Raw genomic sequence first — 12,450 nt, forward strand, 5'->3', positions numbered from 1 at the left:
ACCGTATTTGATTGTGAACGCGACCGTGGCCCCAGCGTCGTGCAACATTTGAGATTTGGGGTAATGGGTCCTGGCTTTCGCCAGGACGACGATGCGGACAGCTCTCGATTCAAGCCGCCAAACAACGCGGTGTCATCACCCGAAAGCGGGTGATCCAGTATTCCAGAGACAGCAGTGCTTGAGCGAGAGGCCGCGGCGTACTAGTCAAGCCGGGCGATGACAGGTGAGGATGAGGACGCCGCAGCGCATTCCTGATTTGCCCGACGACGGAAGCGCTCATTTGCCGGTCGGGGTGATTTGTCGCAGCCTTCTCCCCGCGTCATTCCGGGGCGCGCCTCTTGGCGCGAGCCCGGAATCCATTAGGCCGCATAGCTCGTGGAGAAATGGATTCCTGGTTCTCGCCTCGCGAGCCCCGGAATTACGAAGGAAGGATTGCCTTGCTCGCCTCAATGCGCCTTGGCGACGTAGGGGCAACCGCCTTCATCGAGCGGACGGAACGCCTGGTCGCCCGGCACTGTCGCGAGATACTCGTAGAGATCCCATTTGCTCTTGGACTCTTCCGGCTTCTTGATGCGCATCAGATACATGTCGTGCACCATGCGGCCGTCCTCGCGCACGACGCCGTTCTGGGCGAAGAAATCATTCACCGGGGTTTTGCGCATCTGCGCGATCACGGTCTCGGAATCGACCGAGTTGGTCGCGGCGACGGCCTTGAAGTAGTGCCTGAGCGCCGAGTTGACGCCGGCCTGGTACGCGGTCGGCATCGCGCCGTGGCGCTTGAAGAACTCCTGGGCAAATGCGCGGGTCTCGGGCGTGCGATCCCAATAGAAGGAATCGGTGAACAGCAGATCGTGCGCATGCGCGAGGCCGAGCGCGGGCACGTCGGTGAGCGTCACCTGCAGCGCGACGAGCTGCATGCTGGCGCGGATGTTGAACTCGTCGGCCTGCGACACCGCGTTGCGGAAGTCGGAGCCGGCATTGGCGAGCGCCAGGATCTTGGCGCCGGAGGACTGGGCCTGCAGCAGGAAGGACGAGAAATCGGCGGTGTCGAACGGATGGCGGACCGCCCCCATCACCTTGCCGCCGGCCGATGTGACGGCCTTGCTGGCGTCGCGCTCCAGCGCCTGGCCGAACGCATAGTCGGCCGTGAGGAAGAACCAGGGCGTGCCGCCGCGCGCAACCACGGCCTTCGCGGTGGCGTTCGAGGAAGCATAGGTGTCGTAAGTCCACTGCACGCTGGTCGGCGAGCATTGCTTGCCGGTGAGATCGGATGAACCGGAGCCCGAGATCAGGAACAGCTTCTTGCGTTCGCGCGTCACGGTCTGGATCGCGAGCGCCACCGCCGAATTGACGCCTTCGGCGATCACGTCGACGCCCTTGTTGTCGATCCAGTTGCGCACGATGCCGGTGGCGACGTCAGGCTTGTTCTGGTGATCGGCCGAGATGATCTCGATCTTGCGTCCGGCGATCGTGCCGCCGATCTCTTCCGCAGCCATTTGCGCCGCAATCACCGATCCCGGGCCGTTGCCGTCGGAATATTGCCCGCTCATGTCGGTGATGATGCCGACACGTAGCACACCATCCTCCGCGCGAGCCGCGCCGGCGGCAAAGGAGAGACACACCGCAGCAATTGCGATCAGGACATGCGAGCGTTTCGTGATGGACATTTCGTTCCCAGGGATTCGGATGGTTCGGACGATCTCCTGAAGCAATCAGGGATCGCCGACAACCCCGCTGGCCGGCATGGCGCTCTGCGAATCCGCGATCAAAATTCCGGGAGGAGGAACACGGCAGCGGCGCGGGCTTACGCTCCTCGCTAATCATGCGAACGCCGCGACGAGATTTCGCCGCGGCGTTCCTTGGGACGTACGATTGGACGAATCGGCAATGCGAGATGGCGCCGAGATCGCCTCAGCGCCGCTCCCACAATTGCCTTGTGAGGATGCCGACCTTGCGCTCGATCGCCTCGGCGGCATCGAGACACATATCCTCGCGATAGCGCGAGCCGACGATCTGGACGCCGACCGGCACGCCCTCATGCAGGCCGACCGGCACCACGGCCGCCGGCAGCCCAAGCACGTTGATCGACGAGATGAAGCGCAGATCGTTCCAGAACAACTCCTTGACGCGCTGGTCGCCACCGAGATCGGCATTGACCTCCGGCGTCTTGCGCACCGAGGTCGGTGTCAGCACCAGCGGATATTGTTCGAGGAACGTCATCCAGTTCCTGATGTGACGGGACCGCTCGGCGATCGCCTTCATGTAGCCGGCCTGATCGAGCGGGTTCGCCAGCGCCATGAAGCCGTGGAACGTCTTCTGGAAGTCGGCGCTGGTGGTCGCCAGCATCTGGTCCTGCTGCAACACGCGGGTCTCGGTCATGATCAGGTCGCACCAGAGCTGCCAGACCTTGTTGAGATCGGGCACCTCGACCTCGCTGACCGCATAGCCGGCATCGGCCAGATGATCGGCCGCCTTGCGTTGGAGCGCGATCACGCCGCGATCGGTCGCCATGTCCTCCGGGATCTTCGCGAGCGCGACCTTGACCGGTGCGGCGGGCTTCGGCCCCGTCAATGGCGCCGGCACATACCAGGGATCGCGCGGGTCGCGCTGCGCCATCACCTCGAGGCCGAGGCGGACGTCAGCGACGTGGCGCGCCAGCGGTCCCTGCGACGACATGAACTGCGCCATCAGCGGCCGCTCTGCCGTGGCTGAGGGATTGAATGCCGGAATCCGGCCCTGGGTCGGCTTGATGGTGGCGATGCCGTTGCAATGCGCCGGCCAGCGCAGCGAGCCGCCGATGTCGTTGCCATGCGCGATGGTGCCGATGCCGGCCGCGATCGACGCGCCGGCGCCGCCCGATGACCCGCCGCAGGTCACGTCCGCGTTCCAGGGATTGCGCGTCAGGCCGTGCAGCGGGTTGTCGGTGAAGCCGCGCAGCGAGAATTCCGGCGTGTTGGTCAGGCCGATGATGATGGCGCCGGCCTTCTTGAGATTGGCCGTCACCGGCGAGTCGCCCGGGGCGATGTTGTCCTTGAAGGCGACCACGCCGTTCGAATTGGCCTGGCCCTCGACGTCGATGTTGATCTTGATCGTGACCGGCACGCCGTGCAGCGGTCCGACGGCGCCGCCCTTCCCTTTGCTCGCCGCCAGCGCCGCATCCGCCGCCTTGGCGGCCTGCATCGCCGATACGCCGAGATCGACGACGACGGCGTTGAGCGCCGGGTTGGCCTCCTGCATGCGGTCGAGATGGGCGCGAACCACCTGCTCCGAGGTCGCCTCGCCGTTCCTGATCGCCGCCGCCGTGTCCACGGCGGACCATTGCCAGATCGGTGTCTTCGTCACGTGGTATTCCTCCCGTTATGTTAGGTGCTTTGTTGTTGGTTCAGTCGCGCGGATCGATCGGCGTCAGCGTCGACGCACGCGCCTCGATCACCTCGGCGACGGCGAGACAGACATCCTCGCGGAAGCGGCCGGCGATCACCTGCACGCCGACCGGCACGCCGCCGGCGGTCCCTGTCGGCACCACGACCGACGGAAAGCCGAGCGCAGGCACCGCAAGCAGCGGCCGCTGCGCGTCGAGCAGCGCGTGCACCACATCAGCGTCTTCCTGATCCTGATCGAAGCGGAACGGCAGTTGCGCCGAGACCGGCAGGATGATGACCGGGCAGCGCTCCTGGAACAGCTGCCAGGCCCGCACGATGGCGAGCCGCTGCTCGAAGCAGGCCAGCACCTGATCGCCATCGAGCTCGGGCGCATACGCAATATGGCCCTCGAGATTGTAGCGGCTCCGATCGTCGCCGAATTTGCGGATCATCGGCGCCAGCACGCGCCGCTCTTCATTGATGACCAGGCGATGCCAGAGATCGGCAGCCTCGGCGAGCCGCGGCGGGGTGGTCTCCTCCACGGCAAAGCCGGCCTCCGCGAGCCAGCGTCCGGCGGCGCGGACCGCGGCGTTCACCTCCGGCGCCTCGTCGCCGAACGGCGCCGGCGCGATCGCAACCCCGATCGGCCGCTCGAGCGGCGCACCTTGCAGCGGCACCGGCAGCCAGGTGCCGTCGCGCGCATCCGCCTGTGCCATTGCGGCGAGGCCGGCGCGCAGATCGGCGATCGAGCGCGCGAGCGGCCCCTGCACCGACATCATCTGCGCCGTGATCGGACGATCGCTGGTGGCTGACGGATTGAAGGCTGGGATCCGTCCCGGCGTCGGACGCAGGCCGGCGACGCCGCAGGCGTAAGCGGGATAGCGGATCGAGCCGCCGAAATCATTGCCGTGTGCGATCGCGCCCATGCCGGAAGCGACCGCCGACGCGGCGCCGCCGCTGGAGCCGCCCGGCGTCAGCCGGCGGCCCCACGGATTATAGGTCGCGCCATGCAGATCGTTGTTGGTGAACCAGCGGTGCGAGAACGCCGGCGTGTTGGTGCGACCGACAATGACGGCGCCAGCCTTGCGAAGATTCGCGACCACCGGGCTGTCCTCGGTGGCGATGACGTCGCGGAAGGCGACGACGCCGTTGGTGGTGGCGTGACCGCGCTGATCGACATTGACCTTGATCGTGACCGGCACGCCGTGCAGTGCGCCGAGCTCCGCGCCGGATTTCACCGCGGCGTCCGCGGTATCCGCGGCGGCCAGGGCCTCATCCGCCAGCACCTCGACAATGGCGTTCAACGCCGGATTGACTGCGGCGATGCGGTAGAGGCTGGACTGCACGGCGTCCCGGCTGGAAATCGCACGCGTTGCGATCGCGCGCGCCAGGTCGACGGCCGACCAACTCCACAACTCATTCTCGCGCCGCGTGACCATTGTTGTTTCCTCCAACGCGTGATGCAGCAGTCTGCCGATGCGGTTCAGTCGAGCCGCAACGGCTGGTGAAAGACGGGCAGATCCATGCGCCGGTCTTCCGCGGGGACGACCACGGTTTCGGCGCTCAGCACATGATCGAGCATCACGCGCCGCGCGCGCGCCGCGTTGCCGGAGCGGAACGCAGCCATCAGGCGCTTGTGAAACTCGATGTTCTCGCAGGTGAAGCTGGATGCGAATTCCTGCACGCCGAGCTTGCTGATCAGATGGCGGATCGCCTCGTTGACGAAGCGGGCGACCAGGCCGAGCAGCGGATTGGGACAGGCCTCGATCAGGATGTCGTGGAAGTCGATCTCGGCGTGACGGTGATGCTCCCAGTCCTCCACGCCGCCGGGATGATGCTCCTGGACCGCGATCGCCTTGTCGAGCGCCTTGAAATGCTCCGCCGTGAGGTGGCCGACCACGCTGAAGGCGAGCTCCGGCTCGATCAGGCGGCGGATCTGGTAGATCTGCGCCGTAGAGATCGACTGGAAATAGAAGTAGTTGCTGAGCAGGCCGACGATCCGGTTGATCGACACCGGCGCCACCCGCGCGCCGCCGCCGGGACCGGTGGTGTTCTGCACCAGCCCCTGCACTTCCAACGATTTGAGCGCCTCGCGGATGGTCGAGCGGCTGCAGCCGAACATCTCGATCAGTTCGGATTCCTGCGGCAGCCGGTCGTTCGGCTGCAAGCCGGCCTGGAAGATGTGGCTGCGGATCAGGTCGGCAACCGCGTCCGACCGCTTGCGCTTGATCGAAGCGCGCCGCGACGGGTCCAGGGACGGAAGGGTCGATTTATCCATTTTATGATCATAAATAGGATCGAGACGGCTTGGCAAGGGGCGATCGCCCCAAAGGGCCATCGTGCCCCGGGGGCTCATCCCGGGCATGACGGCAGACCAAACATTTGAGGAATTGGCGAGCGACGATCGCTCAGTTGGTTCCGCGTTGCGCCTCGAGGCTGCGGCTGTAGCGCGACATCGCAAAGCAGAACACGAAGTAGATCACGCCGACGAAGACATAGACCTCGACGCTGAACGACTGCAGGCCGGGTCGACGATCGCGGTCTTGGCGGTCGTCAAGAGGTCGAAGATGCCGATGATCAGGACGAGACTGGTGTCCTTGAAGAAGGCGATGAAGGTGTTGACCAGCGGCGGGATGACGTGGCGGATCGCCTGCGGCAGCACGATCAGCGCGTGCTTCTGCCAATAGGACAGGCCGAGCGCATCCCCCGCTTCATACTGTCCGCGCGGCACCGCCTGCAGGCCGCCGCGCACCACTTCGGCAAGGTAGGCGCCGGCATAGAGGATGAAGGCGATCTGCGCACGCAAGAGTTTGTCGATGTTGACGCCGTCAGGCATGAACAGCGGGAACATCACGCTCGCCATGAACAACAGGCTGATCAGCGGCACGCCGCGGATCAATTCGACATAGAGCACGCAGAGCGAGCGGATCGCCGGCAGTTTCGAGCGGCGGCCCAGCGCGACGAGGATGCCGAGCGGGAAGCCGAACGCCAGGCCGAAGGTCGCAAGGATCAGCGTCACCGGCAAGCCGCCCCAGCGGTCCTGCGTGACAAAGGACAGGCCAAGGAAGCCGCCCCACATCAGGCAACCGATCACGATCAGGGCTGCGGCCCACAGCAGGAACAGCTCCTTGCGCCAGAAGCTGCGGCGGCTCGATACCGCGAATAGCGCGATGAAGATCACGACCGCGAGCGCCGGCCGCCACTGCTCGTCGAATGGATAGGTGCCGAACAGGATGAAGCGATACTTCTCCGGCACGACGGCCCAGCAGGCGCCGACGCCGCGCAGCGCGCGGCAGGCGCTGCTGTCGTTGCCGGAGACGATCCAGACCGCGTTGGCGATGCCCCATTGCCAGAGGCCGATGCACGCCTTGCCGAGCAGGAACAGCAGGAGCAGCGTCATGATGCTCGAGGGGATCGAGGCGAACAGATTGGCGCGCAGCCACGCTGTGAGCTGGCCGCCGAGCGCCTGCGGTGCGGGGCGCGGACCGATCGGCAATGGATCCTGCGGCAGATGGGCGACCGAGCTCATGTCAGCGCTCCACCAGCGCGATGCGCGCATTGTACCAGTTCATGAACAGGCTGATGCCGAGGCTGATGGTGAGGAACACCATCATGATCAGCGCGATCGACTCGATCGCCTGCCCGGTCTGGTTCAGCGTGGTGTTGGCGACCGAGACGATGTCCTGGTAGCCGACCGCGACTGCGAGCGAGGAGTTTTTCGTCAGGTTCAGGTACTGGCTCGTCATCGGCGGAATGATGACGCGCAGCGCCTGCGGCAGCACGATGTGCTGCAACACGAAGCTGCGCTTCAGCCCGAGCGCCTTGGCGGCGTCCGACTGGCCGCGCGGCACCGCCTGGATGCCGCTACGCACGATTTCCGCAATAAAGGCCGAGGTGTAGGTGACGAGCGCGATCAGCAGCGCGAAATACTCCGGCGCCAGGGTCAGCCCGCCGACGAAGTTGAAGCCGCGCAGCTCCGGCAGCGTGATGCTCCAGCTCGCGCCCGAGAGGAACGACACCAGCGCGGGCAGCGCGACGACGAGACCGAGCGCATAGGGCCAGGCCGGCCGCGCCCGGCCATCCAGCATCTGCTGCGCGATCAGGCGGCGCCTGACGAAAGTGAAGACGATCAGGCCTGCGACCAGCGCAAGGATGGTCCACCAATTGGCCTCATGCAGCGGGACCGACGGCAGGATCAGCCCGCGATTGGAGAGATAGACGCCCTCGACCGGCTTCCAGGCCTGGCGCGCCGCCGGCAGGCCCTGCATCAGCACGTACCAGAACAAAAGCTGCAGCAAGAGCGGCAGGTCGCGCAGCACCTCGACATAGACGGCGGCGAGCCGCGCCAGGAGCCAGTTCGACGACAGCCGCGCGATGCCGACCAGCGTGCCGATCACGGTCGCCAGCACGATGCCGATCACCGCGACGCGCAGCGTGTTGACGATGCCGACGATGAAGGCCCGCAGGTAAGTGTCCTTCGGCGTGTAGTCGATCCAGCTGTCGGCGATCGGCATGCCGGCTTCGCGGCCGAGGAAGGCGAAGCCGGTCGAGATGCGCCGTACCGAGAGATTATGGATCGCGTTCGACCACAGGAAGGCGACGACAGCGACCGCGATTCCGACCACCAGGACCTGCCAGAACAACCCGGCGACGCGGGGATCGCTGAGCGAAAGCCGCCAGGGCCGGGCGGGAGGGCGTTTCGGCGTCGATGTCGTCACAGCACAGGATCCCAATGAGAAGCGATCTTCTGCCATGCGCTTTTCTGCGCGCGTCATATGTTGCACCAAATTAACAACTGTGCAACATATGTTTCATGGCCCAGGCTCAGCCGAAACCATCGCCCCTCAACGAATTGTGCAGCGCGCTGCCGTCGCTGCCGATGCGGTTGCAGGAGGTCGGCCGGTTCGTCGCCGCCAATGATTACGACGCCACCACCCGCTCGATGCGCGAGCTTGCCTCCGTCGCCGGCGCCGATCCAGCTTCTTTCACTCGTCTGGCAAAGGCGCTTGGCTATTCCGGCTGGGACGAATTGCGCGCTGCACTCACCGAGGCGCGCAGGCCAGCGCAGGGTTCCCCGTTCTCCGGCCGCGCCAAGAGCCGCCGCGGCGGGCCGAATGCCGATGTCAAACTGGTGCACGACAAGCTCGAGGCGGAAGCTGCGGGCCTTGCGCGGATTTCCGCGAACGCGATTGCCGACGCCGCGCGTGCGCTGCACACGGCCAACCGGATCTGGATCACGGGATTTCGCAGCTGCCGCAGCGTTGCGGAACTGCTCACCTATCAGCTCCGCCTGTTCCGGCCCGATGCCGTGCAGCTGGTCGGCGGTTCCGGCCCGTTCGATCTCGACCACGGTGCCTTCCGTGCGGACGACGCGGTGGTCGTGATCGGCTTTGCGCCCTACACCCTGGTCAGCGTCGAGACGGCGCGTGCGGCGCATGAGGCGCGCGCCACGCTGATCGCAATCGCCGACACGATCGCAGCGCCAATGGCCGAGGGCGCCGATCACCTGCTGCTGTTCGAGGCCGCCTCCTCGCCCGGCTTCTTCCCCAGTCTCACGGGCGCGATCGCGGTGGCGCAGTCGCTCGCCGCCGTCGCCTTCACGCTGGGCGGCGCCGGGGCAAAACGCAAGCTGGAGGAGACCGAGGCCAGGCTTGCCAAGATGTCGCAATACACTGTCGAGAAAGGATGACCGTCATGGCCGCCAACAAGAGCCGCGTGATGCATCGAAGCCTGCGCGAGACCCCGCCGAAGGCGGTTGGCGGCGGAGGTGTCTGGTTGATTGGAGAGGATGGCCACCGCATTCTCGATTCCTCCGGCGGCGCCGCAGTGTCCTGCCTCGGCCATCAGCATCCGCGAATTCTGGCAGCCATCGCCAAGCAGGCCTCAAAGCTTGCTTACGCGCACACCAGCTTCTTCTCATCGGAGCCTGCTGAAGAGCTCGCCGAGCGCCTGGTCGGCCATGAGCCCGGCGGCCTCGGCTATGTCTATTTCGTCAGCGGCGGATCGGAGGCGATCGAGGCCTCGATCAAGCTGGCGCGGCAATATTTCATCGAGCGCGGCGAGCCGAAGCGCGCGCGCTTCATCGCGCGGCGGCAGAGCTATCACGGCAATACGCTCGGCGCGCTGTCGGCCGGCGGCAATGCCTGGCGTCGCGAGCCCTACGCGCCGCTGCTGTCGCCGTCGTTCAGCCACGTCACGCCGGCCTACGCCTATCACGAGAAGCGCGACGATGAATCGGAGGCCGCCTTTGTGGCCCGGCTCGCCGCCGAGCTCGAGGCCGAATTCCAGCGGCTCGGCCCGGAGAATGTTGCGGCCTTCATCGCCGAGCCCGTGGTCGGCGCCACCGCCGGCTGCGTGCCCGCGCCGGAAGGCTACTTCAAGGCGGTGCGCGAGATCTGCAACCGCCACGGCGCGCTGCTCATCCTCGACGAGGTGATGTGCGGCATGGGCCGCACCGGCACGCTGCATGCGTGGGAGCAGGAAGGCATCTCGCCCGACATCCAGGCGATCGCCAAAGGCCTCGGCGGCGGCTACCAGCCGATCGGCGCAATGCTCGCGCGCGGCGGCATCGTCGACACCGTGCGCAACGGCTCCGGCGCGTTCCAGCACGGCCATACCTATCTGGGGCATCCGCTCGCCTGCGCCGCCGCGCTCGCGGTGCAGAAGGTGATCGCCGAGGAGAAACTGCTCGACCAGGTCAAGGAGCGCGGCCGCCAGCTCGAGCAGCGGCTGGTCGAACGCTTCGGCAATCACCGCCATGTCGGGGACATCAGGGGCCGCGGCCTGTTCTGGGGCATCGAGCTGGTCGCCGATCGCGGCACGCGGCAGTCGTTCGATCCCAAGCTGAAATTGCATCAGCGGATCAAGTCCGCGGCGTTCGCCGGCGGGCTCGGCTGCTATCCGTCGGGCGGCACGGCCGACGGCCAGCGCGGCGACCATGTGCTGCTCGCCCCGCCCTATATCGCAACTTCCGGCGACATCGACATGATCGTCGAAAGATTAGGCGCTGCGGTAGACAGCGCATTGAAGGACATCGGTCACTGAGCATGAACCGGACAGGATCATGCTGAAACAAGGAGGGAGGAGGACAGAATGAGGAACGTATTGATCGCGGCGAGCCTGCTCGTCGCAGGGCTCTCGACCGCAAGCGCGGCGACGCTCGACACCGTCAAGCAGCGCGGCACACTGGTGTGCGGCGTCTCGACGGGCTTTGCCGGTTTCTCGGCGCCGGACTCGCAAGGCAATTTCAAGGGCCTCGACGTCGATTATTGCCGCGCGCTTGCTGCCGGCATCCTCGGTGATCCCGCCAAGGTGCGTTACGTCGCGCTGACTGCGCAGAACCGCTTCACCGCGCTGCAGTCCGGCGAGATCGACGTGCTCTACCGCAACTCGACGCAGACTTACTTGCGCGGCACCACGCTCGGCCTGCGCCAGGGTCCGGTCAATTTCTACGACGGCCAGGGTTTTGTGGTGAAGAAGGACCTCGGCGTGAAGGAGCTGAAGGATCTCAAGGGCGCCACCGTCTGCGTTGCGCAGGGCACCACGCATGAGGTGACGCTCGGCGATTACGGCCGGGCCAACGGCATCGATTGGAAGCCACTCGTGTTCGACCGTCCCGACACCATGTACCAGACCTTCTTCGGCGGCCGCTGCGATGCCATGACCCAGGACGCCTCCGCGCTCGCCGGCGCGGTCGCGACCGCGGCACCGAAAGCCGACGATTATGTCGTGCTGCCGCAGACCATCAGCAAGGAGCCGCTCGGCCCGTTCACCCGCAACGGCGACGAGGTCTGGAGCGACATCATCACCTGGCTGCATTACGGCCTGGTCGAAGCTGAAGAACTCGGCGTGACGCAGGCCAATGTCGACGAGATGACGAAGTCGCAGGTCCCGGCGATCCAGCGCCTGCTCGGCGCATCCGGCGATCTCGGCTCCCGGCTCGGCCTCGACAACAAATGGCTGGTCGCGACGATCAAGGCCGGCGGCAATTACGGCGAGATCTTCGAGCGCAATGTCGGCAAGGCGAGCCCCCTGAAGCTCGAGCGCGGCCTCAACGCCACCTGGAGCAAGGGCGGCTTGATGTACGCGATTCCGTTCAAGTGATGACCTGAGAATCGATCTCTCCCGTCATTGCGAGCGAAGCAAAGCAATCCATCGCGCAGCAAGTACAGAGATGGATTGCTTCGTCGCTATCGCTCCTCGCAATGACGAGTTGATAGATTTATGACCTCGCCCCGCTCGCGAGGAAAGAGCCCTCACCCCAACCCCCTCCCTGCAAAGAGCGGGGAGAGGGAGAAGAAAGAAGTCATGCGCATCACGCTCATTCACGCCCTGAAGCATTCGATCGTGCCGATCGAGGCCTCGTTCGCGCGGCATTGGCCGGAGGCGCGGCTGATGAACCTGCTCGACGACAGCCTGTCGGCCGACCTCGCGCGCGACGGCAAGCTGACCGAGCGCATGACCGAGCGCTTCCTCACTATGGGCCGCTATGCGGCCAGCACCGGTGCCAACGGCATTCTGTTCACCTGCTCGGCATTCGGGCCCTGCATCGAGGCGGTGGCGCGCGCGCACGCGCCGATGCCAGTGTTGAAGCCGAATGAGGCAATGATCGAGCAGGCGGTCGCGAAAGGAAAACGGATCGGCCTGCTCTCGACCTTCCCGCCGACATTGGTGTCGATGCCGCCGGAATTCCCAACGCCGGTGACGCTGGTGCCGAAACTCGCTGAGGGCGCGCTGGCCGCGCTCGATCGCGGCGACCGCGCCGAGCACGATCGGCTCGTGGTCGAGGCGAGCAAGGAGTTGCGCGACTGCGACCTGATCGCGCTCGCCCAATACAGCATGGCGCCGGCGGCCGAGCGCGTCGCCGAGGTGACCGGCCGGCCAGTGCTGACGACGCCGGACAGCGCGGTGCTCAAGCTGAAGGCGATGCTCGAGAAGTAGGCGCCGCCATCAACGCAGATCGATGGCTTTTGCCCGTAGCCGACAAACAAGTCTATCGATAGTGTGCCGCGCGGCCTCAGTGGAGGCTCGTGTGACGTCACGTTTTGCGTCACATAACCTCCCAGGCTGAGGCGCGGCCAACTTCCGG

The 12,450-nt window shown here is 65.8% G+C and carries 9 protein-coding genes and 1 pseudogene; 4 read left to right on the forward strand and 6 right to left on the reverse strand.

Annotated features, from left to right (window positions below; all coding sequences use genetic code 11):
• Window positions 1-446: 446 nt before the first annotated feature.
• The 6 genes and pseudogenes from AKN84_RS34110 to AKN84_RS34135 form a co-directional block, all read right to left on the reverse strand.
• The gene (locus tag AKN84_RS34110; RefSeq protein WP_050424855.1) at window positions 447-1,667 is read right to left on the reverse strand and encodes an ABC transporter substrate-binding protein; all 1,221 of its coding nucleotides are present in this window, start codon (window positions 1,665-1,667) and stop codon (window positions 447-449) included.
• Between the two features lie 244 nt (window positions 1,668-1,911).
• A complete protein-coding gene (locus AKN84_RS34115; protein ID WP_050424856.1) occupies window positions 1,912-3,342 on the reverse strand; it encodes an amidase family protein in 1,431 nt (476 codons plus the stop codon).
• A gap of 40 nt (window positions 3,343-3,382) precedes the next feature.
• Window positions 3,383-4,801, reverse strand: a complete 1,419-nt coding sequence (locus AKN84_RS34120; RefSeq protein WP_050424857.1) for an amidase family protein — start codon at window positions 4,799-4,801, stop codon at window positions 3,383-3,385.
• Window positions 4,802-4,845: 44 nt separating this feature from the next.
• On the reverse strand, window positions 4,846-5,640 hold the full coding sequence (locus tag AKN84_RS34125) for a FadR/GntR family transcriptional regulator (protein ID WP_050424858.1): 795 nt from the start codon (window positions 5,638-5,640) through the stop codon (window positions 4,846-4,848).
• Between the two features lie 130 nt (window positions 5,641-5,770).
• A pseudogene (locus AKN84_RS34130) lies at window positions 5,771-6,891 on the reverse strand (amino acid ABC transporter permease).
• A gap of 1 nt (window position 6,892) precedes the next feature.
• Entirely contained in the window at window positions 6,893-8,080 is a 1,188-nt protein-coding gene (locus AKN84_RS34135) for an amino acid ABC transporter permease (protein WP_050424859.1), read from the reverse strand.
• A 95-nt stretch (window positions 8,081-8,175) separates the two neighbouring features.
• Here AKN84_RS34135 and AKN84_RS34140 point away from each other — a divergent pair, with 95 nt between their 5' ends.
• From AKN84_RS34140 to AKN84_RS34155, 4 genes are all read left to right on the forward strand, one after another.
• Window positions 8,176-9,051, forward strand: coding sequence for a MurR/RpiR family transcriptional regulator (locus tag AKN84_RS34140; RefSeq protein WP_050424860.1), 876 nt, complete (start codon window positions 8,176-8,178; stop codon window positions 9,049-9,051).
• Between the two features lie 5 nt (window positions 9,052-9,056).
• Window positions 9,057-10,406, forward strand: coding sequence for an aspartate aminotransferase family protein (locus AKN84_RS34145; protein WP_050424888.1), 1,350 nt, complete (start codon window positions 9,057-9,059; stop codon window positions 10,404-10,406).
• Window positions 10,407-10,454: 48 nt separating this feature from the next.
• Entirely contained in the window at window positions 10,455-11,465 is a 1,011-nt protein-coding gene (locus tag AKN84_RS34150; protein ID WP_050424861.1) for an amino acid ABC transporter substrate-binding protein, read from the forward strand.
• A gap of 204 nt (window positions 11,466-11,669) precedes the next feature.
• On the forward strand, window positions 11,670-12,302 hold the full coding sequence (locus AKN84_RS34155; RefSeq protein WP_050424862.1) for an aspartate/glutamate racemase family protein: 633 nt from the start codon (window positions 11,670-11,672) through the stop codon (window positions 12,300-12,302).
• Window positions 12,303-12,450: the final 148 nt, after the last annotated feature.

This window comes from Bradyrhizobium tropiciagri (genome assembly GCF_001189845.1).
Lineage (GTDB): Bacteria > Pseudomonadota > Alphaproteobacteria > Rhizobiales > Xanthobacteraceae > Bradyrhizobium > Bradyrhizobium tropiciagri.

What these genes read in the sequence shown, in the direction of transcription:
- AKN84_RS34110 (WP_050424855.1), bottom strand. Translation starts at nt 1,667, where the DNA reads ATGTCCATCACGAAACGCTCGCATGTCCTGATCGCAATTGCTGCGGTG.
- AKN84_RS34120 (WP_050424857.1), bottom strand. Translation starts at nt 4,801, where the DNA reads ATGGTCACGCGGCGCGAGAATGAGTTGTGGAGTTGGTCGGCCGTCGAC.
- AKN84_RS34125 (WP_050424858.1), bottom strand. Translation starts at nt 5,640, where the DNA reads ATGGATAAATCGACCCTTCCGTCCCTGGACCCGTCGCGGCGCGCTTCG.
- AKN84_RS34140 (WP_050424860.1), top strand. Translation starts at nt 8,176, where the DNA reads ATGGCCCAGGCTCAGCCGAAACCATCGCCCCTCAACGAATTGTGCAGC.
- AKN84_RS34145 (WP_050424888.1), top strand. Translation starts at nt 9,057, where the DNA reads ATGGCCGCCAACAAGAGCCGCGTGATGCATCGAAGCCTGCGCGAGACC.
- AKN84_RS34150 (WP_050424861.1), top strand. Translation starts at nt 10,455, where the DNA reads ATGAGGAACGTATTGATCGCGGCGAGCCTGCTCGTCGCAGGGCTCTCG.
- AKN84_RS34155 (WP_050424862.1), top strand. Translation starts at nt 11,670, where the DNA reads ATGCGCATCACGCTCATTCACGCCCTGAAGCATTCGATCGTGCCGATC.